At 71.3% G+C, this 24237-nt stretch carries 22 protein-coding genes and 3 pseudogenes; 12 read left to right on the top strand and 13 right to left on the bottom strand.

Annotated features, from left to right (window positions below; translation table 11 throughout):
- Window positions 1-36: 36 nt before the first annotated feature.
- Window positions 37-1029, top strand: a complete 993-nt coding sequence (locus AQI70_RS24075) for an aldo/keto reductase (RefSeq protein ID WP_062154112.1) — start codon at window positions 37-39, stop codon at window positions 1027-1029.
- Window positions 1030-1157: 128 nt separating this feature from the next.
- Here the strand turns inward: AQI70_RS24075 and thpR are convergent, their stop codons facing one another.
- Complete coding sequence (gene thpR / locus AQI70_RS24065; protein WP_062153482.1) at window positions 1158-1730, bottom strand: RNA 2',3'-cyclic phosphodiesterase; 573 nt, start codon at window positions 1728-1730, stop codon at window positions 1158-1160.
- A 40-nt stretch (window positions 1731-1770) separates the two neighbouring features.
- On the opposite strand from thpR, the pseudogene AQI70_RS37700 reads away from it, so the two are divergent.
- Window positions 1771-2216: pseudogene (locus tag AQI70_RS37700) on the top strand (GNAT family N-acetyltransferase).
- Window positions 2217-2289: 73 nt separating this feature from the next.
- On the opposite strand, the gene AQI70_RS24060 reads toward AQI70_RS37700, so the two are convergent.
- Together AQI70_RS24060 and AQI70_RS24055 are read right to left on the bottom strand one after the other, a co-directional pair.
- Complete coding sequence (locus AQI70_RS24060) at window positions 2290-3696, bottom strand: MFS transporter (protein ID WP_107117071.1); 1407 nt, start codon at window positions 3694-3696, stop codon at window positions 2290-2292.
- A 31-nt stretch (window positions 3697-3727) separates the two neighbouring features.
- Complete coding sequence (locus AQI70_RS24055) at window positions 3728-4165, bottom strand: MarR family winged helix-turn-helix transcriptional regulator (RefSeq protein ID WP_062153480.1); 438 nt, start codon at window positions 4163-4165, stop codon at window positions 3728-3730.
- 154 nt (window positions 4166-4319) lie between these two features.
- Between AQI70_RS24055 and AQI70_RS24050 the strand changes: the two genes are divergently transcribed.
- Complete coding sequence (locus AQI70_RS24050) at window positions 4320-4502, top strand: ribbon-helix-helix protein, CopG family (RefSeq protein WP_031478835.1); 183 nt, start codon at window positions 4320-4322, stop codon at window positions 4500-4502.
- A gap of 62 nt (window positions 4503-4564) precedes the next feature.
- On the opposite strand, the gene AQI70_RS24045 is transcribed toward AQI70_RS24050, so the two are convergent.
- Window positions 4565-6016, bottom strand: a complete 1452-nt coding sequence (locus AQI70_RS24045) for an NCS2 family permease (RefSeq protein WP_062153478.1) — start codon at window positions 6014-6016, stop codon at window positions 4565-4567.
- A gap of 117 nt (window positions 6017-6133) precedes the next feature.
- Here AQI70_RS24045 and AQI70_RS24040 point away from each other — a divergent pair, with 117 nt between their 5' ends.
- Together AQI70_RS24040 and AQI70_RS24035 are read left to right on the top strand one after the other, a co-directional pair.
- Window positions 6134-6424 carry a DUF2530 domain-containing protein gene (locus AQI70_RS24040; RefSeq protein ID WP_062153475.1) on the top strand — a complete coding sequence of 97 codons (291 nt, stop codon included), beginning with the start codon at window positions 6134-6136 and terminating at the stop codon, window positions 6422-6424.
- Between the two features lie 97 nt (window positions 6425-6521).
- Window positions 6522-8918: an HAD-IC family P-type ATPase gene (locus AQI70_RS24035; protein ID WP_062153473.1), complete on the top strand. Its 2397-nt coding sequence runs from the start codon at window positions 6522-6524 to the stop codon at window positions 8916-8918.
- 95 nt (window positions 8919-9013) lie between these two features.
- On the opposite strand, the gene AQI70_RS24030 is transcribed toward AQI70_RS24035, so the two are convergent.
- The 4 genes from AQI70_RS24030 to AQI70_RS24015 all read right to left on the bottom strand — a co-directional run bounded on the left by AQI70_RS24030 (window position 9014) and on the right by AQI70_RS24015 (window position 15373).
- Entirely contained in the window at window positions 9014-9925 is a 912-nt protein-coding gene (locus AQI70_RS24030; RefSeq protein WP_062153471.1) for a hypothetical protein, read from the bottom strand.
- Window positions 9926-10167: 242 nt separating this feature from the next.
- A complete protein-coding gene (locus AQI70_RS24025; protein ID WP_062153469.1) occupies window positions 10168-11100 on the bottom strand; it encodes a hypothetical protein in 933 nt (310 codons plus the stop codon).
- A 134-nt stretch (window positions 11101-11234) separates the two neighbouring features.
- A complete protein-coding gene (locus AQI70_RS24020; protein ID WP_062153467.1) occupies window positions 11235-12014 on the bottom strand; it encodes a hypothetical protein in 780 nt (259 codons plus the stop codon).
- A gap of 224 nt (window positions 12015-12238) precedes the next feature.
- Window positions 12239-15373 (bottom strand): sacsin N-terminal ATP-binding-like domain-containing protein, encoded by a 3135-nt coding sequence (locus tag AQI70_RS24015; RefSeq protein WP_062153465.1) that lies wholly within the window; start codon window positions 15371-15373, stop codon window positions 12239-12241.
- A gap of 166 nt (window positions 15374-15539) precedes the next feature.
- On the opposite strand from AQI70_RS24015, the gene AQI70_RS24010 reads away from it, so the two are divergent.
- Window positions 15540-15764 carry a hypothetical protein gene (locus tag AQI70_RS24010; RefSeq protein ID WP_062153462.1) on the top strand — a complete coding sequence of 75 codons (225 nt, stop codon included), beginning with the start codon at window positions 15540-15542 and terminating at the stop codon, window positions 15762-15764.
- A 4-nt stretch (window positions 15765-15768) separates the two neighbouring features.
- Here AQI70_RS24010 and AQI70_RS40350 read toward each other — a convergent pair.
- Window positions 15769-15912, bottom strand: a pseudogene (locus tag AQI70_RS40350) (transcriptional regulator); the annotation flags it as partial.
- A gap of 23 nt (window positions 15913-15935) precedes the next feature.
- Here AQI70_RS40350 and AQI70_RS24005 point away from each other — a divergent pair.
- Window positions 15936-16745, top strand: a pseudogene (locus tag AQI70_RS24005) (MFS transporter); the annotation flags it as partial.
- 168 nt (window positions 16746-16913) lie between these two features.
- Here the strand turns inward: AQI70_RS24005 and AQI70_RS24000 are convergent.
- Window positions 16914-17840: a DUF3027 domain-containing protein gene (locus tag AQI70_RS24000; protein WP_062153460.1), complete on the bottom strand. Its 927-nt coding sequence runs from the start codon at window positions 17838-17840 to the stop codon at window positions 16914-16916.
- A 324-nt stretch (window positions 17841-18164) separates the two neighbouring features.
- Here AQI70_RS24000 and AQI70_RS23995 point away from each other — a divergent pair, with 324 nt between their 5' ends.
- From AQI70_RS23995 to AQI70_RS23980, 4 genes are all read left to right on the top strand, one after another.
- Window positions 18165-19592, top strand: a complete 1428-nt coding sequence (locus AQI70_RS23995; protein WP_062153458.1) for an MFS transporter — start codon at window positions 18165-18167, stop codon at window positions 19590-19592.
- A gap of 70 nt (window positions 19593-19662) precedes the next feature.
- Window positions 19663-20136, top strand: coding sequence for a DUF2771 domain-containing protein (locus AQI70_RS23990; protein ID WP_079051453.1), 474 nt, complete (start codon window positions 19663-19665; stop codon window positions 20134-20136).
- On the top strand, window positions 20106-20810 hold the full coding sequence (locus AQI70_RS23985) for a futalosine hydrolase (protein ID WP_208607430.1): 705 nt from the start codon (window positions 20106-20108) through the stop codon (window positions 20808-20810). The genes AQI70_RS23990 and AQI70_RS23985 overlap by 31 nt, the downstream gene beginning before the upstream one ends.
- Window positions 20797-21648: a 1,4-dihydroxy-6-naphtoate synthase gene (locus AQI70_RS23980; protein WP_062153454.1), complete on the top strand. Its 852-nt coding sequence runs from the start codon at window positions 20797-20799 to the stop codon at window positions 21646-21648. The genes AQI70_RS23985 and AQI70_RS23980 overlap by 14 nt, the downstream gene beginning before the upstream one ends.
- An 11-nt stretch (window positions 21649-21659) precedes the next feature.
- Here the strand turns inward: AQI70_RS23980 and AQI70_RS40700 are convergent, their stop codons facing one another.
- Entirely contained in the window at window positions 21660-22043 is a 384-nt protein-coding gene (locus AQI70_RS40700) for a cold-shock protein (RefSeq protein WP_004000281.1), read from the bottom strand.
- 165 nt (window positions 22044-22208) lie between these two features.
- Between AQI70_RS40700 and AQI70_RS23970 the strand changes: the two genes are divergently transcribed.
- A complete protein-coding gene (locus AQI70_RS23970) occupies window positions 22209-22460 on the top strand; it encodes a hypothetical protein (protein ID WP_062153452.1) in 252 nt (83 codons plus the stop codon).
- On the opposite strand, the gene AQI70_RS23965 is transcribed toward AQI70_RS23970, so the two are convergent.
- On the bottom strand, window positions 22436-23065 hold the full coding sequence (locus AQI70_RS23965; RefSeq protein ID WP_062153450.1) for an HAD family hydrolase: 630 nt from the start codon (window positions 23063-23065) through the stop codon (window positions 22436-22438). The two genes, AQI70_RS23970 and AQI70_RS23965, sit on opposite strands and share 25 nt — an antisense overlap.
- 55 nt (window positions 23066-23120) lie before the next feature.
- Complete coding sequence (locus AQI70_RS23960) at window positions 23121-24107, bottom strand: hypothetical protein (protein ID WP_062153448.1); 987 nt, start codon at window positions 24105-24107, stop codon at window positions 23121-23123.
- Between the last annotated feature and the right edge of the window lie 130 nt (window positions 24108-24237).

Below are 24237 nucleotides of genomic sequence, written 5' to 3'. Positions count from 1 at the left end.
GCCTAGAGCGCACTCCACGCCGTTAGCGTGCACACCATGAGGTACACGCAGCTCGGACGCACAGGTCTCAAGGTCAGCCAACTCGTCCTCGGCACCATGAACTTCGGTCCGCAGACCGACGAGGCCGACAGTCACGCGATCATGGACGCGGCGCTGGACGCCGGCATCAACTTCTTCGACACGGCGAACGTGTACGGCTGGGGCGAGAACAAGGGCCGTACCGAGACGATCATCGGCAACTGGTTCGCGAAGGGCGGCGAGCGGCGCGAGAAGGTCGTCGTCGCCACCAAGGTGTACGGCAACATGGGCCCGGACGGCGAGGCGTGGCCCAACCACGACAAGCTGTCGGCGGCGAACATCCGGCGGGCCGTCGACGCGTCGCTCAAGCGGCTGCAGACCGACTACATCGACGTCTACCAGTTCCACCACATCGACCGCGCCACCCCGTTCGAGGAGATCTGGCAGGCCATCGACGTCCTCGTCCAGCAGGGCAAGATCCTGTACGCCGGGTCCTCCAACTTCCCGGGCTACAAGATCGCCCAGGCCAACGAGATCGCCGCCCGGCGCGGCGGCACCATCGGCCTCGTCAGCGAGCAGTGCCTCTACAACCTCTTCGAGCGCCGCGCCGAGATGGAGGTCATCCCGGCCGCGCAGGAGTACGGGCTCGGCGTCATCCCCTGGTCGCCGCTGCACGGCGGTCTGCTCGGCGGCGTCATCAAGAAGGAGGTCCAGGGCGGGCGCCGCAGCTCCGGCCGGGCCGCCGACGTCCTCACCGACCCGGCCGTACGCGCCAAGGTCCAGGCGTACGAGGACCTCCTCGACAAGCACGGCCTGGAGCCCGGCGAGGTCGCCCTGGCCTGGCTGCTCACCCGCCCCGGCGTGACCGGCCCGATCGTCGGCCCGCGCACGGCGGAACAGCTCGACTCCGCCCTGCGCGCCACGAAGCTGGAGCTGAGCGAGGAGCTGCTGGCAGGGCTGGACGCGATCTTCCCGGGGCCGGGTCCGTCCCCGGAGGCGTTCGCCTGGTGATCCGCCGGAGGCCGGCGGCGGCGTTCGGTCACTTGCCGAGCGCCGCCGCCACGGCCACCAGCACGAACATCAGCACAAGCGCACCGGCCATGATCCGGTTCCGGGTTTTCGGGTCCACGGAAACGAGCCTAACCGGCCCCGCCGAGCGGCCAGCGGGCGACCGTCTCGTAGCGGGGCTGCTCGCCCGCCACTCCGGACGTCGGCAGATTGCTGCGCACCAGCACCAGCTCGTCCACCGTCCAGGTGCGGGACGTGAAGACGTCCAGGGCCGCGACGAACGGCCGTACGTCCGCCGCGTCCCGGCTGCGTGCCACCGTCAGGTGCGGCTTGTAGCGGCGGTGCTCCCCCATCGGGATCCCCGCCCTGCGCGCCGCCGACTCGCTCCGGTCCGCCAGCAGCCGCAGGGTCTCCAGATCCCCCTCCGCCCCGGCCCACAGCGCCCGTCCCCGCCCGAACTGGCCCCCGCCGCGCAACGCCAGCCGGAAGGCGGCCGTCCGGTGGGCGGCGCGCTCCAGCCGCTCCGACAGGTCCCCCACGAGGGCGTCGTCGACCTCGCCGTAGAAGGCCAAGGTGAAGTGCCAGCCGGGACGGCCCGTCCAGCGCAGCCCCTCCGCACCGGGCAGCTTCTTCAACTCGGCCACCTCGGCGGCCAGTTCATGAGCCACGTCCTCGGGCGGCAGCACAGCGGCGAAGATTCTCATGGCCTCACCCTTCCAGGGAACGGTCACCTACGCTGCCCCGATGGAGATCACCATCAGAGAAGGTGGCCCCGACGACATCCCCGTCGTACTCAGCATGCTCGACAGCTGCGTGGAGTGGCTGGTCGCGCAGGGGCGCCCGGGGCAGTGGGGGACGAAGCCGCTGTACCGTACCGGCCGCCACCCTCACCCTCGACGACAGGCCCGGCGACCACCTGTGCCGGCTCCCGCCGCCCGGTGAGCCCGAGCGATACATCCACTGGCTCGCCTCCGACCGCCGCTTCAAGGGGCACGGCCTGGGCAGCGTCCTGCTCGCCCACGCCGCCGAGGCGACCCGCCGGGCGGGCGTCTCACTGCTGCGGGTCGACTGCTACGCGGGCAACGACGGCAAGCTCGTGCGCTACTACGAGAGCAACGGCTTCGTCCGCACCGACACCTACCGGGGGAAGGACGACTGGCCGGGGGCAGGTGCTGGCCCGCAGGGTCTGAGCCGCCGGCCCGGAGGATCCGCCTCCGGGCCCCGCGGCTCAGACGGGCAGGCCGTGCAGGCCGCTCAGGCCACTCAGGCCACCGTCGCCAGCTGCTCCTCCCGCTGCTCGCGGGGGACGAAGCGGACGTGCGGATGGCCGTGGTTCCAGCCCACCGACAGCCGCAGGCCGCCGACGCGGGCCAGGACCAGGGCGATCGCCACGGCGGCGACGGCCGTGATCGCACCGCCCACCGCCAGGCCCGCCCGGACGCCGTACGTGTCCGTGATCCAGCCGGCGATCGGCGCGCCCAGCGGCGCACCGCCCATGAACACCATCATGTACAGGGCCATCACCCGACCCCGCATGACCGGGTCGGTGCTCATCTGGACGCTGCTGTTGGCGGTGACGTTGACCGTCATGCCGAACATGCCGATCGGGACCATGAGCAGGGCGAACAGCCACAGGGAGGGGGCCACGGAGGCCACCAGCTCCATCGTGCCGAAGGCCACGGCCCCGACGACGAGCACCCGCATCCGGGCCGTGCCGCGCCGGGCCGCGAGCAGGGCGCCCGCCAGGGAGCCGACCGCCATCAGGGTGTTGAAGAGGCTGTAGGAGCCGGCGCCCGCCCGGAAGACGTCGTCGGCGAAGGCCGACAGATAGACCGGGAAGTTGAAGCCGAAGGTGCTGACGAACCCGGCGAGGGCGATGGTCCAGATCAGCTCCGGGCGCCCGGCGACATACCGCAGCCCCTCCCGCAGCTGGCCCTTGGCGCGCGGGGCGCGCTCGACGACGTACAGCTCACGCGCCCGCATCAGCAGCAGACCGGTGATGGGCGCGACGAAGGACAGGCCGTTGGCGAGGAACGCCCACCCCGTGCCGACGCCGGTGATCATCAGGCCCGCGACGGCGGGGCCGACCAGGCGGGCCGACTGGAAGTTCGCGGAGTTCAGGCTGACGGCGTTCTGCAGCTGGTCGGGGCCGACCATCTCGCTGACGAACGTCTGGCGGGCCGGGTTGTCGACGACCGTGGCCAGGCCCACGGCGAAGGCGGCGACGTAGACGTGCCAGACCTGGACGTGTCCGGTGAGGGTGAGGACGGCCAGCGCGATACCGGTGACGGCCATCGACGTCTGCGTGACCAGCAGCGTGCGGCGCTTGGGCAGGCGGTCGACCAGAACGCCGCCGTAGAGGCCGAACAGCAGCATCGGCAGGAACTGCAGGGCCGTCGTGATGCCGACGGCGGTGGCGGAGCCGGTGAGGCTGAGGACCAGCCAGTCCTGGGCGATGCGCTGCATCCAGGTGCCGGTGTTGGAGACGACCTGGCCGAGGAAGAACAGGCGGTAGTTCCTGACCGTCAGCGAGCTGAACATCGAGGACTTGCGGGGCCTCGGGGTCTTGGGGGTCTTCGCGGTCTTGAGGGTGTCGGGGGTCTTGAGGGCGGGTGAGGTGTCGTTGGTGTCTGGTGCGGGTGCGGAATCTGCTCCGGGTCCCGTACTCAAAAGCGTTCGCCTCCTTGTGACCGACTGCTGCTTACAGATGTGCGAGCTTCTCCAGCACGGGGGCGGCGGCGCGCAGTTTCGCCCACTCGTCCTCGTCGAGGCCCTCGACCAGGGTGGCCAGGAAGGCGTTGCGCTTGCGGCGGCTCTCGTCGAGCATCACCTCGGCCTGCTCGGTCTTCGTGACGACCTTCTGGCGCCGGTCCTCCGGGTGCGGCTCCAGACGGACCAGTCCCTTGGACTCCAGCAGGGCGACGATGCGGGTCATCGACGGCGGCTGGACGTGCTCCTTGCGGGCCAGCTCACCGGGGGTGGCCTTGCCGCAGAGGGAGAGGGTGCCCAGCACCGACATCTCGGTGGGGCTCAGCGACTCGTCGACCCGCTGGTGCTTGAGCCGACGCGACAGTCGCATCACGGCGGAGCGCAGAGAGTTCACGGCGGCAGCGTCGTCGCCATGGGTAAGGTCCGGCATGTTCTTTAGCGTAACTCATTACTCTCGCTAAAGACCACTGGAACGCGCAAGGATGCCCGTGACCCTGGCCACGGAATCACCGCATCACTCGTCCGGGTGATCCGGTGGCGGAACGTGACACACCGGCCCGGCGGATGCGGCAACCCTCGTGTCCATGGGGACCAGCGTGCTCAGCCTGCGGATAGACCACGAGCTGCTCGAACGACTCCGAGAGCATGCGGCGAAAAGAGGAATGAGCGTCCAGGACTATGTCGTCCGGACGCTCATCCGCGATGACTTCGACGAGCGGTTCCAGGCCGCCGTCGAGGAGACCGAGAAGTTCTACGGCCTCACGTGAGGCGGCATGGGTGAGACGGCTTGGGTGCGGCGGCTTGGGTGCGGCGGCTTACGTAAGGCGGCTTACGTGAGTCCCAGCGCCGGCATCAGGTAGTAGAAGCCGAACACCGCCGCCACGGCGTACATCGCCACCGGCACCTCCCGGCCCCGCCCGGCGGCCAGGCGCAGCACCGCGAAGGTGATGAAGCCCATGCCGATGCCGTTGGTGATCGAGTAGGTGAACGGCATCATCACCATCGTCACGAAGGCCGGGATGGCGATCGTGTAGTCGGCCCAGTCGATCTCCTTGACCGAGTTGGCCAGGATCAGGAAGCCCACCGCGAGCAGGGCCGGGGTGGCCGCCTGGGACGGGACCATCGTGGCCACGGGCGTGAGGAACAGCGCCACGCCGAACAGGGCGCCGGTGACGACGTTCGCGAAGCCGGTACGCGCCCCTTCGCCGACGCCGGCCGTGGACTCCACGAAGGCGGTGGTGGCCGAGGAGGAGCTGGCGCCGCCCGTGGCGACGGCGAGGCCGTCGACGAACAGGACCTTGTTGATGCCGGGCATCTGGCCCTGGGCGTCGGTCAGCTTGGCCTCGTCGCTGACGCCCATGATCGTGCCCATGGCGTCGAAGAAGCAGGACAGCAGGACCGTGAAGACGAAGAGGATCCCGGTCAGCACGCCGACCTTCTCGAAGCCGCCGAAGAGGCTGGCCTGGCCGATCAGGCCGAAGTCGGGGCTCGCGACCGGGTTGCCGGGCCACTTCGGGGTCGTCAGGCCCCAGGACGGCACCTTCGCGACCGCCTCGATGACGAGGGCGAGCACGGTCATCGCGACGATCGAGACGAGGATCGCGCCGGGGACCTTGCGCACGATGAGCGCGAGGGTGAGTAGCGCGCCGAGGATGAAGACCAGGACCGGCCAGCCGTTGAGGTGGCCGTCGCCGCCGAGCTGGAGCGGGACCGTGGTCTGGGCGACGTCCGGGATGCGGGAGACGAAGCCGGAGTCGACGAGGCCGATCAGCATGATGAACAGGCCGATGCCGATGGAGATGGCCTTGCGCAGGCTGTAGGGGACGGCGTTCATGACGCGCTCGCGCAGCCCGGTGGCCACCAGCAGCATGACCACGAAGCCGGCGAGCACCACCATGCCCATCGCGTCCGGCCAGGACATCCGGGGCGCCAGCTGGAGCGCGACGACCGAGTTCACGCCGAGGCCGGCGGCGAGGGCGATCGGCACGTTGCCGATGACGCCCATCAGCAGCGTGGTGAACGCCGCCGTCAGGGCCGTCGCGGTGACCAGCTGTCCGTTGTCCAGCTGGTGACCGTACATGTCCTTCGCGCTGCCGAGGATGATCGGGTTCAGCACGATGATGTAGGCCATCGCGAAGAAAGTGGCGAAACCACCGCGGATTTCGCGGGGCAGGGTGCTGCCCCGTTCGGAGATCTTGAAGAAGCGGTCGAGTGCGCCGTAGGCGCGGCCGGCTCCCGGCTGTTCAGGGGCGGGGACCTTGGCGGGGGCCGAGGTGGACATGTGTTGGCGTTTCCTACGAAGAGAAGTGGTCAGAGAGAAACCGTTTCAGTATGAACATATGAGTTCCGGATCGGCCATCTCCGCGCGTAGACCTGATCGCCTCGTAAGCTGTCACCCATGGCGAAGTGGACCCCCAAACACGAGGCGCCCGAGCCCCTGGAAGGGCCCGTGGTCGCCACCATCACCGGCGGCACGATCCTCTGGTTCGTCCTCTTCGTGGTGCAGCTCCCCTTCTACGGCTGGTTCGACGACCACGAGCACACCTGGTGGCTGTGGACCTGCCTGGCCGGCGGGGGCCTGGGACTGATCGGCATCTGGTACGTCCGTAAGCGTGACGCGGCACTCAAGCGGGCGGCGGCACTGGAGGCCGCGGAGCGAGAGCAGTCGCCGGCGGCCTCCGCCGACTAGGGGACGTACAACCCCGGTACGACAACCGTCCTCCCCGAGTCGGAACTTCGGCGCACTCAGCGGGTGAAGCCGTAAATCCGCACGTACCGTCGAATGCATGACGCATACCGACGCGGGCGCCGAAGTGGACAACCCTGTGCACCCCGCCTCCGTCCCGGTGGCGACGGGCGGGCTCACCGCGGCCGAAGTGGCCGAGCGGGTCTCGCGGGGACAGGTCAACGACGTACCGGTGCGCAGCAGCCGGTCGATGACCGACATCGTGCGCGCCAACGTCTTCACCCGGTTCAACGCGATCATCGGCGTGCTCTGGCTGATCATGCTGTTCGTCGCGCCGATCCAGGACAGCCTGTTCGGCTTCGTGATCCTCGCCAACACCGGCATCGGGATCATCCAGGAGTGGCGGGCGAAGAAGACCCTCGACTCGCTCGCCCTGATCGGCGAGGCGCGGCCCACGGTGCGGCGGGACGGGGTCGCCGCCGAGGTCGGTACGTCCGAGATCGTGCTGGACGACCTGATAGAGATCGGGCCGGGTGACAAGGCCGTCGTGGACGGGGTGTGCGTCGAGGCCGACGGGCTGGAGATCGACGAGTCGCTGCTCACCGGGGAGGCCGATCCGGTCGTCAAACGGCCGGGGGACCAGGTGCTGTCCGGGAGCTTCGTCGTCGCCGGGGGCGGCGCCTTCCAGGCCACCAAGGTAGGGCGCGAGGCCTACGCCGCCCAGCTCGCCGAGGAGGCCTCCCGCTTCACTCTCGTCCACTCCGAGCTGCGCTCCGGCATCTCCACCATCCTCAAGTACGTGACCTGGATGATGGTCCCGGCCGCGATCGGCCTGATCGTCACCCAGCTCTTCGTCAAGCAGAACGACCTCGACGACTCGCTCGCCCGGACCGTCGGCGGCATCGTGCCCATGGTCCCGGAGGGGCTCGTCCTCCTCACCTCCGTCGCCTTCGCCATCGGCGTCATCCGCCTCGGCCGGCAGCAGTGCCTCGTCCAGGAGCTGCCCGCCATCGAGGGCCTCGCCCGCGTCGACACCGTCTGCCTCGACAAGACCGGCACCCTCACCGAGGGCGGCATGGACGTCACCGAGCTGCGCACCCTGGGCGGCAGCGACGAGGAGTACATACGCAAGGTGCTGGGCGCCCTCGGCGAGTCCGACCCCCGCCCGAACGCCTCCCTGCAGGCCATCATCGACGCCTACCCGGACGCGGAGGACTGGCGCTGCACCGAGTCCCTGCCCTTCTCCTCCGCCCGCAAGTACAGCGGCGCCGCCTTCAGCGAGGGCGACGGCGAGACCAGTACCTGGCTGCTGGGCGCCCCCGACGTACTCCTCCCGGCCGACGACCCGGCCCTGGCCGAGACCGACCGGCTGAACGAGCAGGGCCTGCGGGTGCTGCTGCTCGCCCGGGCCGACCGCGACCTCGACGATCCCGGCGTCGCCGAGGGCGCCAAGCCCGCCGCCCTCGTCGTACTGGAGCAGCGGCTACGGCCGGACGCCGCCGACACCCTGCGCTACTTCGCCGAGCAGAACGTCCGCGCCAAGGTGATCTCCGGGGACAACGCGGTGTCCGTGGGCGCGGTGGCGGACAAGCTGGGGCTGGCCGGCACCACGGTCGACGCCCGCACGCTCCCCCGCGACCGGGACGGGATGGCGACGGCCATCGACGAGACCACGGTGTTCGGGCGGGTCTCCCCGCAGCAGAAGCGGGACATGGTCGGCGCGCTCCAGTCCCACGGGCACACCGTCGCCATGACCGGCGACGGCGTGAACGACGTCCTGGCTCTGAAGGACGCCGACATCGGCGTGGCGATGGGCTCGGGGTCGGAGGCCACACGGGCGGTGGCGCAGATCGTGCTGCTCAACAACAGCTTCGCGACCCTGCCGTCCGTGGTCGCCGAGGGACGGCGGGTCATCGGCAACATCACTCGGGTGGCGACGCTCTTCCTGGTGAAGACCGTCTACTCGGTGCTGCTCGCGCTGATGGTGGTGTGCTCGCAGGTGGAGTACCCCTTCCTGCCCCGCCATCTGACCCTGCTCTCCACCCTCACCATCGGCGTCCCGGCCTTCTTCCTGGCCCTCGCGCCCAACAAGGAACGCGCCAAGCCGCATTTCGTGCGGCGGGTCATGCGGTACGCGATCCCGGGCGGGGTGGTGGCCGCGACGGCGACTTTCGTGACATATCTGATCGCCCGGAGCCACTACAGGGGCGCCGGCGCGCTGGACGCGGAGACGAGCGTGGCGACGCTGACGCTCTTCCTGATCTCGATGTGGGTGCTGGCGATCATCGCCCGGCCCTACACCTGGTGGCGGATCGCGCTGGTGGCGACGATGGGCCTGGGATTCCTGCTGGTGCTGGTCGTGCCGTGGCTGCAGGAGTTCTTCGCGCTGCGGCTGGTCGGGGTGACGATGCCGTGGATCGCGGTGGGGATCGCGGCGGGGGCGGCGGCCGCCCTGGAGTTCACGTGGAAGTGGGTCGACCGCCGTTTCCCGGCGTAGCCGCTGCGCTTGGCTTCGGCCGAAAGAGCGTCGTGGTTCACTGCGGGTCCGTTGTGGCTGGTCGCGCAGTTCCCCGCGCCCCTGAGGGCGTTGTCCTACTGGACGTCGACGAAGTCACCCGTGGCGTTGACCGCCGGGGTCGTCGTCGTGCCCGCGAAGGTGTAGCGGAAGTAGCCGTCCACGGAGGCGGTGACCGTCGTCTTCAGGTCGCCGGTCGAGTTGGTCCTGATGGTCTTCACCGTGGTGTAGGTGTTGCTGCCGTTCTTGCGGAACTGCAGGTTCACCGGCTGGTTGACGTAGCCGTGGTACTTGTTGTCCTCCCAGTTGGCGCGGGAGAGCTTGCCGGTGACCGTGATGGGCTTGCCCTTCTTCACCGGCTCCGGCGTGGCGTTGACCGTCAGCTTCGAGTAGCGCTGGACCAGCGTGCCGCCGAGGCCGTCCTGGCCCTTGTAGCCGACCTTGGTGATGTCGAAGGTCTCACCCTCCGGGTCCTGGCCGTTGAAGGCGGTGGCCTCCGCGGCGGCCTTCCAGCTGCCGGCGTCCGAGTTGATGAGCTCGTGGGCGCCCGGGTAGACGTCGATGGTGCCCTTGCAGTCGGCGGTGGTCGCCGAGGTCGCGGTGCACTTGGCCGGCTTGTTGCCGTAGAGGCGGTTGTCCGGGCTGGTGTAGGAGCCCTTGTAGATGATGGGGTCGGTGATGAAGTCACGGGCGGCGATGTTGACGTCCGCCCCGTGGGTCAGCGTGTACGTCACCGTGGTGGAGACGTGGTTGGTCGTACCGACCTTGACCGCCTTGGCGATCTTGAAGTTGGAGAAGGTGACGTTCAGGGCGTACGGCTTGCCCTCCTCGGCCGCGGCCCTGCCGGAGGCGGCCTGCGCGGCCTGGCGGATCTTGGCGACGTCCGCGCGGTAGGAGGCGGCGGAGTCGTCGGCCTGGGCGGCCGGGACGGCGAGGGCGGAGAGGGCCAGGGCGCCGGAGACGGCGGCCACGGTGGCTCTGATGCGCATGCGTTCCCCTGGTACGGAAAGGGGCCCCGCTGGTCGTCGCTGCCGGCAACGCCGGTCACGTCGGGGCCCGAGTGATCGTGGGGCCTGTTGACCCATGTGATCAGATACGCGGCAGGGGTTGCCGGTTGTGCCGTCGGCTCGGATTTTTCGTGAGCTCCGTCACGAACTCCCGGCAGAGGCCGGGAAGTTCGTGACGGATGCCCTGTTTTTTCCTACTGCGTTTTCTTCTGCCGCTCTTCTGCCTACTGCACGTCGACGAAGTCACCCGTGGCGCTGACCGCCGGGGTGGTCGACGTGCCCTCGAAGCGGTAGCGGAAGTAGCCGTCGGTGGCCGCGGTGACCGTGGTCCGCAGCTCCCCGTAGGTGTTCGTCTTGATGGTCTTCAGCGTGGTGTAGGTGCTGGAGCCGTTCTTGCGGAACTGCAGCTTCACCGACTGGTTGGCGTAGCCGTTGTACGTGCCGCGGTCCCAGTTGGCGCGGGAGAGCTTGCCGGTGACCGTGATGGTCTTGCCCTTCTTCACCGGCTCCGGCGAGGCGTTGACCGTCAGCTTGGAGAAGCGCTGGAGCTTGGTGGTGGTCAGGGCGTCCTGCTCGGCGTAGCCGACCTTGCTGAAGTCGACCTCCTCGCCGTACGGGTCCTGGTCGTTCCAGTCGATGACGTAGCCGGCCGCCTTCCAGGTGGTGGCGTCGGCGTTGGTCAGCTCCTCGGCCGGGTAGATGTCGATGGTGCCCTTGCAGGTGTCGACCGTGGCGGAAACCGCGGTGCACACCGGCCAGTCGTCGCCGATCAGGAAGTTGGTGGGGTTGCCGTACTCGCCCCGGTAGAGCTCGACGTCCACCCAGGTGTCCTCCGCCCTGAGGTCGACGTCCTCGGAGTGGGTGACCGTGTAGGTCACCGGGGCTGTCACCTTGTTGGTGGTGCCGACGACGATCGGCTTGCCGTTGTTGACCTTCACGTTGGAGAAGGTGACGTCCAGGGCGTACGGCGTGCCCGTGTCCTCGGCGGCGTAGGTGCTGCGGGCGGACTCACCGGCGGCCTGGCGCGCCGTCTGCACGGCCTCGCGGACGCCGTCCTTGCCGGACGCGGGGGTGTCGGCGGCCTGCGCGGCCGGTACGACGAGGGCGGAGAGGGCCAGGGCGCCGGTGACGGCGGCCACGGTGGCTCGAATGCGCATGCGCTTCCTCAGAAGAAGGAGGGTCCCGGCGGTGGTCGTCACCGGCGGGGTGAGGATGGGATCGGGAACCGCCCGGCACCGGGGGAACCGGCGCCGGGCGGTGGTGTCCCGGGTGGTGCGGAAGTGCGGTCGCGTCAGCGGACGTCGACGAAGTCACCCGTGGCGCTGACCGCCGGGGTGGTCGTGGTGCCCTCGAAGCGGTAGCGGAAGTAGCCGTCCGCGGAGGCGGTGACCGTGGTCCGCAGATCGCCGTACGAGTTCGTCTTGATGGTCTTCAGCGTGGTGTAGGTGCTGGTGCCGTTCTTGCGGAACTGCAGCTTCACCGGCTGGGTGGAGTAGCCGCTGTAGGTACCGCGCTCCCAGTTGGCGCGGGTCAGCTTGCCCGTGACGGTGATGGTCTTGCCCTTGGCGACCGGCTCCGGCGAGGCGTTGACCGTCAGCTTCGACAGGCGCTGCACCAGGAAGCTCTTGGCGTTGTCCTTCTGGACGTAGTCGGCGTCGTTGCCCGCGGCGATCGCCCAGACCTTCCAGGTGCCGGCGGAGGCGTTGTTCAGGTTGTAGCCGGGGTCCAGGTCGAAGGTCGACTTGCAGTTCGACGTGGTGGCGCTGACCACGGTGCAGGTGGCACGGCCGTCGCTGCTGTTGGCCACGGCGCCCGTGTCGGAGCTCTCGATGTCGGTGCCGTGGTACAGGATCGCCTGCGCCCAGTCGACGCCCGAGTCGTCCTTGACCGTGAAGGAGACGGTGATGGTCTTCGTCGTGGTCGCACCGACGACCGCCGCCTTGCCGCCGTTGACCACGACGTTGGAGATCGTGGTGTCGCCGTGGACCTCGTCGGCCTGCGCGGCCGGGACGGCGACGGCGGAGAGGGCCAGGGCACCGGTGACGACGCCGAGGGTGGCACGCATGCGCATGTTCGTTCCCCACGTGGAGAAGGGGGTCCCCGCGCCCGTCGTACGAAGCGGCCCGGAGCGCCTTGCGGGACCCAAGTGATCAGGGAGCCTGTTGGCTCGCCAGATCAGATTCGCGACGGAAGTGAAAGGTTGTACGGCTTCTGAAAAATTCGTGCGAGAGATTCGAAGGTCACGGTCCCAGGGCGGGGCGGTCCGGCGGCACCGCCCCGCCGCCCACCGCGTCGTCAGTCGAACCAGCGGTCCCGCGCGAGCTCCTCCGTCCGCGACGGGTCCTCCAGCAGCGCCGCCACCTCGAACCGCCGCGGCCACTGCCCCGCCGCCCAGGCGAGCCCGGCCGCGACACCCTCCAGGGTCGCCGCGTGCAGCACGCCGTCGTCGGTCAGCCGCCAGTCGATCTCCACGCCGTCCACGACGAGCTCCTCGTGCTCGACGTACGACCGAGGCGTCCGCGCCCCGAGCAGCACCCGCACCGACTCCGGTACGTCGTGCTCGGCGCCCTCGCTCGTCACCTCCCCGGTGACGGACTCGCTCAGCCGCCGCACCTGGAACAGCTCGGCCAGCTCGGCCGCCCGCGTCGGCCGTACGGGCAGCAGCGGCACGCCCTCCGTGAAGGGCAGCAGGTCCGGCGAGTCGACCACGACCGCGTCCGCCGCGTCCACGACCTCCACCCGCCCGTCGACGAAGGCCCGCAGCTCGTCCGGCAGGGTCACCTGCTCGGGATCCAGCTCCGCCAGGGCGCCGTACAGGGCGTGCAGCTGGGCGGCGGTGACGGGACGCTCCGGGTCGGCGAGCCGGTCCAGCAGCTCGGCCGCGCCGCCCGGCTCGTCGAGCAGCGCGGCGACGGACGTCCGCACGCCCAGCGCCCGCAGCACCTGCTCGTCGTCGAAGCCGGTCGCGTCGGCCTCGTCGTACAGCCCGCGCAGCAGCGGATCGCCGCCGGAGGCGAGCAGACCGGCGGGGCGGCGGCCGTCCAGCACCGGATGCCCGCGCAGCCACCAGGCCGTGTACGGCCGTACGACCTCATGGGTGCCGTCGGGCAGCAGGATCCGCACCTGCTGGGTCAGCGCGTCCCGCAGCGGCGGCTGGGCGAGCAGCGCGAGGGCCTGCGGCCACTTGTCGTCGTCGACGAGGTCGAGATCGCGTACGGCGACGAGCTCGGTGGCGACCGGCGGTACGGGCGTGTCCGGGAACCGGTCCAGGATGTCCTCGCACCACACGTCGACCGCGTCCAGCAGGCCCGCGTCGTCGGGCTCGGCGAAGTCGCTCTCGCGCGGCTCCAGTTCGTCCGGGTCGAGGACGACGTCCGTGGCGCGCACGAGCGCGAAGTCGGCGAGGACGCCGCAGGCGGCGAGCGGCTGCTCGCCCCACTTCCCGGCCAGCTCGGCGTCGACCGTCGCCAGCTCGCCCTCCCGCATCACCTGGTGGAAGGGGCTGCCGGGAAAGACGAGTTCCCCGGCGGGGGCGAGTTCCCCCTCCTCGTCCGGCAGCGCGAGGGCACCGAGCCACGGCTCGTCACCGGGCTCCAGGCCCGCCTCCCGCACGAGCGCGAGCACGGTGTCGGCGAGTTCCTCGGCGTCGGGGGTGTCCTCCTCCCAGCCCACCCCCGCCCCGCCGTCCTCGTCCAGGGAGGCGGCGACGGCGGCACGCACCTGGGGCGTGGTGAGGACGGCTCGCGGCGTGGCCGGGAGGGCGCCGAGCTTCTCCAGAAGGGAGTGCGCGGCGTCCGGGTGGGCGACCTTGAGGCCGAGCCGGGCGAGGATCTCGGGGTCGATGCGGGCGCCGTCGGGGGTGGGGAGCAGGACCTGCCGGGGCCCGATGGTCGTACGCCCGTCGGCCAGCGGCACAGGAAGACCCGACAGCCGGTCGGGGTCGACCCCGGCGAGGCTGTCGTAGAGCCGCCGCCACCAGCCGGGAGCCTTCTCCAGCCCCGCCAGCCGGTCGATGGCGTCGGTGAGCGGGACGCGGGCGACCCCCAGCGTCCGCAGCTCCACGCGCCGTTCGAGCCCGGCCGGGAGCAGCGTGGGCAGCACCTCGGCCAGCACCCGCACGGTGTCGGCACCGGCGCCCTCGACGACCTCGGCCTCTCGCGGCCGCAGGGACTCGGGCAGGTCGGAGTCGTGCTCGCGCGGCTCGACGGCGGGCGGGAGGAAGGAGGTGTTGGGCAGGCGCTCCAGGATCGCCTGGCGCAGCGCGCCGTCCAGCTCCCCCTTGCCGAGCGGGCCGGGGACGAGCCCGATGATCCCCTGGTTCACCGGCCGCCAGTCGGCGAGCAGTTCGGCGTACGCGTCCGCCGCCCGCTGCACGAGGAAGTCGGTCAGCGGGCCGGGGGCGGCGTGGCGGCGGGTGGTGTCGAGGGGGAAGGACGCGATGAGGAGGGCGGGGACGCCGAGGGGCTCGTCGCTCGGGGTGGGCGCGTGGACGACCGGAGCGGTGCGGGGCCGGGCCGGCGTGCTGTCGGCGGCGTTGACGGGCACGGCCCAGGTGAGCGACCAGTGGGGGCGCAGCCGCTCCTCGACCGGGCGGTCGGCGAGCAGGTCGGGCGTGAGCGGGCCGTGGGCTGCGGACGTACGCCAGTGGGTGACGCCGTTGGCGGAGTCCTCCACGACCGTGAAGGGCCCGTCGACACTGCGGCGCAGCGTGCGCGGCTCGCCGTCGCCCACCTCGACCACGACCTCCTCCAGCCCCGGCAGGGCGAGGAGCAGAGCGTCGTCGACGGCGTGCAGCAGCCGCTCGGCGAGGTCGGCGGCGGGGGTGTCGCGCAGGGGGAGGATGACGACGGTGTCGTACGGATCGGGGGCGGTGCCCTCGGCAGGGAACGGCAGCCGGAGAAGGGGCACATGCCCGTCGCGGCGCCGGATCTCGTCACCCAGGCCGGGGCTGTGCCGCGCGGTCTCCGCCGCCAGCTCCCGCGCCTCGGCGAGCGACCACCGCACCCCGCCGTGCCGCCCGACGACGGCGGGCTCGTCGGTGACGGAGAGGACGGCGGCGAACCCGACGCCGAACCGGCCGACGGCACCCTGCTGGTTCTCCCGCTTGGCCGAGGCCCGGAGAGTGGCCAGGGACTCCACGCCGGCCGCGTCCAGCGGGGCGCCGGTGTTGGCGGCGAAGAGGACACCCTCGCGCAGGGTGAGGCGGAGCCTTCCGGGCACGCCGGCCCGGGCGGCGGCGTCGGCGGCGTTCTGAGCGAGCTCGACGACGAGCCGGTCCCGATACCCCCCGAGGACGAGCTCCTCCTCGGCGTTGGCGTCCTCCCGGAAACGGGCGGGGCTGGTGGCCCAGGCGTCCAGCACTCCGCGGCGCAGACGGGCCGTACCGAAGGGGTCGGCTCCTTCGGCCGCGGGCCGCACGAACTTGCTCACGTTGACTCTCCTCATCGGCTGACGATGAAGGTACCGCCTGGGGAGCGGGGCACAGAGCACGGATGCGCGTTCATGGGCTGGAGACGGCTCGCGTCACTCGGACAGGAGTTCCTGAGCTGAGCCGGTTGATCATCCGGACAGCTCATCCACACGGGAGTGACGAACAATGCGGGACCTGATCGCGGAGGCCCTCGGCCAACTGGCCACGCTGGTCTTCGGACTCATCCTGTTGGCGTGGTGGGTCGGCGGTCCGGGGGTGATCGCCATCCTCTGGAGCGAGGGCGACAAGCGCTCCGCGCTCCAGATTCCGGCGGCCTGGGCGACCGTCACCGCCGTGTACCTCACCGCCTCCCGCCTGATCCGCCGCGCGCTGCGCGCCCGGCGCGGCTGACCGCTCACGGGAGGGACAGCTCCTCGGCGGCCCCGAGTTGCTGCTGAGCGACGGCCTGGCCGGACAGCAGGCGCAGTGCGTCGGCCGAGGCGGTGTCGTCGGGTGTGCAGACCTCCAGCCGGTGGTCAGGGCTGTCGGGCTGGAGCCACTTCGCTCGCCACAGGGGTCATCGGCGTCTCGACCCTGGGATGGTTCGTCCGGCGTCAACTGCGCCTCGCACACCCCCTGATCGACTTCCGCCTCTTCCGCGACCGGGTGTTCACCGTCGCGGCCATCACCGGGCTGCTGCCGCCGGCCGCATGATCCGCAACGGCGTGCCTCGGCGGCACCTACCTACAGTCCGTCCTCGGACTGACCGTCCTGGACGCGGCACTCGTCGCGCTCCCCGGCGCCGCCGTGCTCACCGTCACCTGCATCGTCACACCGGCCGTGGTCAGGCGTACCGGCACCCGGGCAGCGCTCATCGCCTGCCACTTCCTGATCGCCGCAGGCATGCTCCTGCTCCTGCTCCCGACCACCCATGTCTCCTGGGGCGTCGGCTGGTACGTGACCTTCACCGTCGTCGCCGGCATCGGCTACGGCATCTCCTTCAGTGTCGTCGCCGACACCGCCGTCGCCGCGGTTCCTCCGGAGCGCGCCGGGTCCGCCGCGGCAATCGCCGAGACCAGCAACGAGATCGGCAACGCCCAGGCATCGCGCTCTTCGGCTCGCTTGCCCCCTGGTCTTCCGGCTCCAAGGTCCCGACCTCGCCGGCACCTCAACGAGACGCTGCGGATCCCCGGGCTCCCGGCCGCGATGACCGGCACTGCCAGGACCGCCTTCGTCACCGGTCTGCACGCCGCTGCCGCCATCGCGGGCGCCCTCCACGCCGCTCTCGGCATCTTCACCCTGTGCCGCCTGCCGAGGACGCTCACCAGCACCGGCACCGCCCAGCCGCGGCCACCGGCCCAGGACGTGGCCGAAGAAAGCGGCGTTCGATGACCCAGGTCCGGAGAATTCGATGACTCACGCCCGGAGCATTCGATGACCCACGCCCGGAGAATGCGCCTGACCCCTGTCCGGAGAAGGTGCCGCCGGAAGAGATCGTGACCCACACGGGTGACCCCGACATGGCAGACGAAGCCGCCACGCGACCGGCGTCCCGAACCCCTACGAGTGCCCGAGCTCCGCCGAGTCCTCGTCCGCCGTCACCGGCACCGACCCCGAATCGGGCGCCGGCCGCAGCGGGAACGGGTCCACCCGGGTCTCGTCGATCACCGGCGGAGCCGGCCGCGGCGGCTTGGGCATGACCGCGGCCTCGGAGTGGCCTCCGCAGCCGTACGTCAGGGACACGACCCGGCCGTCCGCCGGGGCGAACTCGTTCGCGCAGACGCCGAAGGCCTGGCCCAGTGAGCCGCCGATCGGGACCAGGAAGCCGCAGCTGACGCAGGAGGCCGGGGCCGCCTGGGCCATGGGGGTCTTGGCGCCGTACGCCTCCTCCCAGCGGTCCGCGGCGACATGGAGGCCGTAGCGGGACAGGACGCGGGCCCGGCGCAGGCCCAGCTCCTCGGCGACCGCGGTGATCGAGCCGCGGGACGGGACGACGGGAAGGTTCGCGGGGGTGCGCGCCGTGACCTCCGCGTCCTCCGCCTCGACCAGCTCCGCCATGCCTTCCGAGACGGCCGAGTTCGGCGCCGGCTCGTCCGTGCCGGAGAAACCGGGCTCCAGGCGGAGATCCTCCGCGTCCGTCGGCAGCAGGTCGCCCGGGCCCATGTCGCCGGGGCGCAGGCGCTCGCTCCACGGCACCCACTCCGGGGCGAGGAGCGCGTCCGGGCCGGGCAGGAGGACCACCTCGTCGAGCGTCACGATCTTCGCGCGCGACGCCCGGGCCACCGTCACCGCCCAGCGCCAGCCGCGGTATCCGAGCTCCTTGCACTCGAAGAAGTGCGTGACAACGCGGTCCCCCTCGGAGATGAGACCGGCGTGCTCGCCCACGACGCCGGGCGCGGCGGCCTCCTCCGCGGCGCTGCGGGCGAGGTCGACGGCCTCGGCGCACAGACGGTCGGGGGTGCGGCTTCGCGTTGTCGCTGCGCTCACAGGTATCGCTTCTCTCCTACGCCGTCTCTCGGGTGCGGTCCTCAAGGGCGATGGAACGAACGGAGCGGACCTGGGGGCCGCGTCGACGTCCGCGTCCGAATCGCGCTCGGGCGCACCTACGTCATCCATTGTGCGGGATGGCTGAGATACGCACGCTACCTGTTCGCGAGCGCTGGGCCTACACCGACGGCTCTTTCACCGGTGCGCGGCGGGCGGCGGAAGCGGGCCGCGGACCGGAGCGTCACCCTCCATCGACCGGAGAACTTGCCCCCCATACGCGCCGTAACCGCACTACCTCCCCCCATCTCGGGGCACTATTGCGTCGTGGCAACCGCGAGGCCGCCCCGAGGAGCCACCGGTGTCGGTGGGGCCGAGGGCGGCCGGAGTCGAGGTGGCGGAACGGGCCGGAGGCGCGGCTCCCTCCGCGCGGTCGGCCGTGCCCTGCACTTTCCCCTCACCGGCACCGCCCGCGGCATCCGCAAGGCCACCCACGCGCACGGCGCGGGTGAGTCCGGCCTCGGCAAGCTGATCGAGCTGCACGGGGTGAACGGCGCCGGGGACATGATGATCACCGTCGCCCTCGCCTCGACCGTCTTCTTCTCCGTCCCGACCGACGAGGCCCGCGGCCGGGTCGCGCTCTACCTCGGCATCACCATGGCGCCATTCACGCTCCTCGCGCCCGTGATCGGCCCCCTCCTCGACCGCATCCCGCACGGCCGCCGCGCGGCGATGGGCGGCGCGATGCTCGCCCGGGCGCTCCTCGCCCTGGTGCTGTCCAGCGCCGTCGTCAGCGGCGATCTCCAGCTGTATCCGGCCGCGCTCGGCGTGCTGGTCGCCTCGAAGGCCTACGGCGTGGTGCGCAGCGCCGTCGTGCCACGCCTGCTGCCACCCCACTTCTCCCTGGTGAAGGCCAACTCCCGGGTCACCCTCGGCGGCCTCCTCGCCACCGGCATCGCGGCCCCCGTCGGCGCGGGGCTCCAGGCGATCGGACCGCGCTGGCCGCTGTACGGCGCCTTCGTGATCTTCGTCGCCGGTACGTTCCTGTCCTTCACGCTGCCGCCGAAGGTCGACTCGGCCAAGGGCGAGGACACCGCGCTGCTGGCGGCCGACGAGCAGCATCTGCACGGGCCGCACCGCAAGCCGGTCAAGCGCCCCGGGCTGCGCACGGTCGGCATCGCCGTCACCCACGCCCTGGCCGCCAACGCCGCCATCCGCTGTCTGTCCGGCTTCCTGATCTTCTTCCTGGCGTTCCTGCTGCGCGAGCACCCCATGTCCGGACAGAGCGCCGCCGTCTCGCTGGGCATAGTGGCCGTCGCGGCCGGTACGGGCAACGCGGCCGGTACGGCCGTCGGCGCGTGGCTCAGGTCCCGGGCGCCGGAGATCATCATCGTGACCGTCGTGGCCCTGGTGCTGGGCGCGGCGCTCACGGCCGCCGCCTTCTACAACGCGGTCGTGGTGGCGGGCCTGGCGGCGATCGCCGGGTTCGCGCAGGCGCTGGCCAAGCTGTCGCTGGACGCGCTGATCCAGCGGGACGTGCCCGAGCTGGTCCGCACGTCGGCGTTCGCACGCTCCGAGACGCTGCTGCAGATGTCCTGGGTGCTCGGCGGCGCGATCGGCATCGTGCTGCCGCTCAGGGGGTCGGTGGGCCTGCTGGTCGGTGCGGCGATCGTGGCCACCGGCTGGCTGACCACCGTCAAGGGCCTGATCGGCTCGGCACGGCACGGCGGGCACGCCCAGCCGCGGGTCGCATGACGTCCCCGTGACGTACGGCACGCCGCCCCCGCGTAGAGAGAGCGCCATACACGCCCGATAGCCTTCGCCCATGACCACGCTGCAATCCGTTGTGCGACGCCGCCGCGCGCTCGCCGCCGCCGGCGCCGTTTCCGCCGGACTGCTCGCCCTGTCTGCCTGCGACAAGCCGACGCCGATGGCCACGATCACCGTCGGCACCTCCTCCGTGAACGCGGAGGCCACCTGCGGTGGTGAGGGCGAAGCCCTGAAGACCGCGGACCTGTCCGAGTGTCTGAAGCGCAAGGACATCGAGTCCATCAAGGTGGACCCCGACGCGACCGTGCGCTTCGGTGTCGACCCGGAGATCGCGGACGAGGGCTGGACCATCCTGATGAACGGCCAGCCGCTCACCGACGCCAGCAAGAAGACGTACCGCACCATCCCGGGCAGCGTGTTCTTCAACGCCCAGTACGGCGCCAGCGGCGACTCGACGCTGGTGTCGATCAAGGGAGGCGAGAAGGACGTGACCGGTCTGTGGTCCTTCAAGCTCGAAAAGGACAGCTGACCACGTCTGCCGTACGTGTCCTGGTGGCCACCGCGGTCCCCGCCGAGCGGGACGCGGTGGCCCGGGCACTCGCGCTGCCCGGCGTCGACCTGATCGCCGCCGGTGTGGGGCCCGCCCTCGCGGCCGCCTCCACCGCCACGGCCCTGACCACGGCCGCCCTCGAAGGCGCCCCTTACGGCCTCGTCGTCTCGGCCGGGATCGCCGGCGGCTTCGTGCCCCACGCCCCGGTGGGCTCCCTTGTCGTCGCCGACGAGATCACGGCGGCCGATCTCGGCGCGGAGACCCCGGACGGCTTCCTGCCCGTCACCGAGCTCGGCTTCGGCACCGTCACCCACCGTCCGCCCGAAGCACTCGTACGAGAGGTCGCGACCGTCACCGGCGCGCGCCCCGGCGCCGTGCTCACCGTGTCCACCGCGACCGGCACCGCCACCCGCGCCGCCCGGCTCCGCGAGCGCCACCCCACCGCCCTCGCCGAGGCCATGGAGGGCTTCGGCGTCGCCGAGGCCGCGGCCGCGCACCGCACGCCCGTGCTGGAGCTGCGCGCGGTCTCCAACCCCGTCGGCCCGCGCGACCGCGCCGCCTGGCGCATCGGCGACGCGCTGGCGGCCCTGACGGAGGCCTTCGGGAAGCTCGCACCCGTCCTGGAGAGTTGGAACCCACATGACCACCGGTGAGCCCCTGCGGATCGCGTACTCCCCCTGCCCGAACGACACCTTCGTCTTCGACGCCCTGGCCCACGACCGCGTCCCCGGTGCCCCCGCGCTCGACGTCACCTTCGCGGACATCGACGTCACCAACGGCATGGCCGAGCGCGGCGAGTTCGACGTGCTGAAGGTGTCGTACGCCGTGCTGCCGTACGTCCTCGACGAGTACGCGCTGCTGCCCTGCGGGGGCGCGCTGGGGCGGGGCTGCGGGCCGCTGGTGCTGGCCCGGGAGGCGGGCCTCGACCTCACGGGCCGTACGGTCGCCGTGCCGAGCGAGAAGTCGACGGCATACCTGCTGTTCCGGCTGTGGGCCGCGGACACGCTCCCCGCCGGTGTCGGCGAGATCGTGGTGATGCCGTTCCACGAGATCATGCCCGCCGTGCGGGACGGGAAGGTCGACGCGGGCCTCGTCATCCACGAGGCGCGTTTCACGTACCAGAACTACGGTCTGCACCGGGTCGCCGACATGGGCGAGCACTGGGAGGACACCACCGGGCTGCCGATCCCGCTGGGCGCGATCATCGCCAGGCGGTCGCTGGGCGCGGAGCGGCTGACGCTGCTGGCCGAGTCGATTCGCACATCCGTACGGGTCGCCTGGGACGACCCCGAGGTCTCCCGCCCGTACGTCATGGCGCACGCCCAGGAGATGGACCCGGCCGTCGCCGACCAGCACATCGGGCTGTACGTCAACGAGTTCACCCACGACCTCGGCGTGGACGGCTACGCGGCGGTGCGGGGTCTGCTCACACGCGCGGCGGCCGAGGGGCTGGTACCGCCCCTCGGCCCTGACGCGCTGAATTTCCCTTGAGCCGGTATGGGTTATACGTCGAGCTGGTCGGCGACCGCGCGCAGCAGGCCGGCGATCTTCTTGCCGGCGGCCTTGTCGGGGTAGCGGCCCCGCTCCAGCATCGGCGTGATGTTCTCCAGGAGGGTCGTCAGATCCTGGACGATGGACGCCAGTTCGTCCGGCTTCTTGCGCTGGGCGGCCGCCACCGACGGGGTCGGGTCGAGCAGGGTGACCGAAAGGGCCTGGTCACCACGCTGACCGGCGACCACGCCGAACTCCACCCGCTGTCCCGGCTTGAGTGTGTCTACTCCGGCGGGGAGGACCGAGGAGTGCACGAAGACGTCACCGCCGTCGTCGCGGGAGAGAAAGCCGAAGCCCTTCTCGCTGTTGAACCACTTGACCTTGCCGGTAGGCACGTCTGTCCTCGTCCTCGTACTCGTCGGAAAACTGCTTCTGAAAACGGCTCTTGATAGCACTACAGCGGGTCGACCATGACCCGCCGCTACCAAGGCTAATGCTCCCGGGGCCGGTGACAAGACGTCGCCCGGTTGTTCCTTCGCGCAGGGAACTACCCTGGTCCGGTGCGTGACAAAACCCAAACGAATTCCGCCGCTCCCGGTGACCGACTGATCCGTGCCGGAGCGGTCGTGTTCTTCATCGGTGCCGTGGCCACTTTGGTCACGGTGGCCCCGTTCCTGCTCGGTACGACGCCATTTCCGACGTACATGTTCGGGCTGAGCATGCTCATGGGCGTCGGATTCCTGGTCGCCGGTGCGGGGGTGCTCCGCTCGGTCGCGGCCGGGCGGCGTCAGGCGCGGGGCGTTTCGAGGTAGCCGGTGAGCCAGCCCGGGAACGCCGTCAGGTCCGTGAGGACCACGTCCGCGCCGAGCGCGCCGAGCTGATCGGCGCTGTACGGCCCGGTCGCCACGGTGACCGACAGGGCGTCGGCCGCGCGGGCTGCGCGTACGTCGCCCTCGTGGTCGCCGACGTAGACGCCCGCGTCGTGCTCGCGCAGGGCCTCGGCCTTCTGTTCGGCCCACAGGTTGCCGATGACCGCGTCGGGCTGGATGCCGAGGTGCTCCAGGTGCAGCTTGGCGTTGGGCTCGTACTTGGCGGTGACGACGATCGCGCGGCCGCCCGCCTCCCGTACGGCGGCGATGGCCTCGCGGGCGCCCGGCAGGGCGGGGGTCGCGGTGATGGCGATCGCCGGGTACATCTCGCGGTACAGGTCGGCGACGGCCGGGACCTCCTCCGCCGGGAACCAGTTGACGAGCTCCTGGGCGAGCGGCGGCCCGAGCCGCGTGATGGCCAGGTCGGCGTCGATGTGCGTCCCGGTCCGCTCCGCCAGCGCCGTGTAGGTGGCGTGGATGCCGGGGCGGGAGTCGATGAGGGTCATGTCGAGGTCGAAGCCGACGGTCATGGCAGCCATATGGGTCATTGTGCCCAGTGGCGCGGCCGTATTCGTCTCCGCGGACCGACACGGCCCCGCGCCCCTAGGGGCGTCTCTGTGACCGCCAGACGATGAACAGCGCCGATGCCACCGCCGCACCCCGCACCACCCACGGCCAGGTCTCGGAGATCGCGGCGTTCGTCTGACCCTCGGCGATGGGGTCGCCCCAGCGGCCGTTCGTACGGCCCCACAGCCAGAGCACGCCCGCCGTGAGCGAGAGGCCCGGCAGGATCACGACCGCCCACTTGGTCTCGGCGTCGCTCAGCCGGCGTGAGCCCCAGGCGATGAGCCAGCCGAGGGCCAGGACGAGGAGGTTGCCGAGCACGGCCCCGGCGACGAGGCAGGCGGCGGCGAGCAGGAGCAGGGGGTTGCTCCAGCGGGTGGTGGGGAGGGTCGGGCGGCGCAGGAGCCGGCGGCGGACGGGGGCGGCCGGCGCGGTGTCCTCGGCCTTCTCCACGGCGGCCGGTTCCTCGACGGGGTCCTTGTTGTCGTACTCCTTCGCCGGCGGACGCCCGAGCAGCTCCGGGATCTCGATGCCGCCGACGAATCCCGGGACGTCCTCCCCGGGCCCGAAGGGGCTGCCGTCCACCCGCCACCAGTCCGGCTGGGTCGCGCTGCCCCCGAGGTCCTCGATGCTCGCGAGGTGGGGCGGCGGGGGCGCGTCGTCGGGCGCCGGGGTCTCGGCGGGGCGCGGGCGCGGCACGATGCGGCGCAGGCCCTTGGGGCGTTCCTCGCCGGCCTCGCCGGCCCGGCGCTCCGGCTGGACGGGCACGGAGGCGACCGGTGCCTGGGGGGCGGGGGCGCTGCCGCCGGCGGCCGTGACGACCTCGTCCGGGGTGCCCAGGCGGGCGATGATGCGGCGGACGGCGGCGGGGCTGTCGACGGGGGCCTTGGCGCGGCGCCGGTCGATCTCGCCGCGCAGCTCGGACACCAGGCGCATGCGGGTGGCCGACGGCAGCTGCCGCTGCTGGGCCACGTCACCGACGCGGCTCAGATACTCGTAGACGACCTGGTCGCTCTCGATCCCCACGAAGTCCCTCCGGGGGTTGGCGCGTTGAAACCCCGTTGGACGAAGGTACCGCCTGCCGACGGGTGCCCCGTGCCCGCGGGGCCGTCGTCGAGCGGCGACCGGCGAGGCCCTCACCGTCGTACTCACCCGC

This window comes from Streptomyces curacoi (assembly GCF_001513975.1).
GTDB lineage: Bacteria > Actinomycetota > Actinomycetes > Streptomycetales > Streptomycetaceae > Streptomyces > Streptomyces curacoi.
Note: the sequence above shows the minus strand (reverse complement) of the source record. Positions and strands in the feature narration are given on the sequence as shown.

Coding starts and splice junctions, on each gene's coding strand:
- AQI70_RS24075 (WP_062154112.1), top strand. CDS start 37: ATGAGGTACACGCAGCTCGGACGCACAGGTCTCAAGGTCAGCCAACTC.
- thpR (WP_062153482.1), bottom strand. CDS start 1,730: ATGAGAATCTTCGCCGCTGTGCTGCCGCCCGAGGACGTGGCTCATGAA.
- AQI70_RS24055 (WP_062153480.1), bottom strand. CDS start 4,165: ATGCCGGACCTTACCCATGGCGACGACGCTGCCGCCGTGAACTCTCTG.
- AQI70_RS24050 (WP_031478835.1), top strand. CDS start 4,320: ATGGGGACCAGCGTGCTCAGCCTGCGGATAGACCACGAGCTGCTCGAA.
- AQI70_RS24045 (WP_062153478.1), bottom strand. CDS start 6,016: ATGTCCACCTCGGCCCCCGCCAAGGTCCCCGCCCCTGAACAGCCGGGA.
- AQI70_RS24040 (WP_062153475.1), top strand. CDS start 6,134: ATGGCGAAGTGGACCCCCAAACACGAGGCGCCCGAGCCCCTGGAAGGG.
- AQI70_RS24035 (WP_062153473.1), top strand. CDS start 6,522: ATGACGCATACCGACGCGGGCGCCGAAGTGGACAACCCTGTGCACCCC.
- AQI70_RS24030 (WP_062153471.1), bottom strand. CDS start 9,925: ATGCGCATCAGAGCCACCGTGGCCGCCGTCTCCGGCGCCCTGGCCCTC.
- AQI70_RS24025 (WP_062153469.1), bottom strand. CDS start 11,100: ATGCGCATTCGAGCCACCGTGGCCGCCGTCACCGGCGCCCTGGCCCTC.
- AQI70_RS24020 (WP_062153467.1), bottom strand. CDS start 12,014: ATGCGCATGCGTGCCACCCTCGGCGTCGTCACCGGTGCCCTGGCCCTC.
- AQI70_RS24010 (WP_062153462.1), top strand. CDS start 15,540: ATGCGGGACCTGATCGCGGAGGCCCTCGGCCAACTGGCCACGCTGGTC.
- AQI70_RS23990 (WP_079051453.1), top strand. CDS start 19,663: ATGACCACGCTGCAATCCGTTGTGCGACGCCGCCGCGCGCTCGCCGCC.
- AQI70_RS23980 (WP_062153454.1), top strand. CDS start 20,797: ATGACCACCGGTGAGCCCCTGCGGATCGCGTACTCCCCCTGCCCGAAC.
- AQI70_RS23965 (WP_062153450.1), bottom strand. CDS start 23,065: ATGACCCATATGGCTGCCATGACCGTCGGCTTCGACCTCGACATGACC.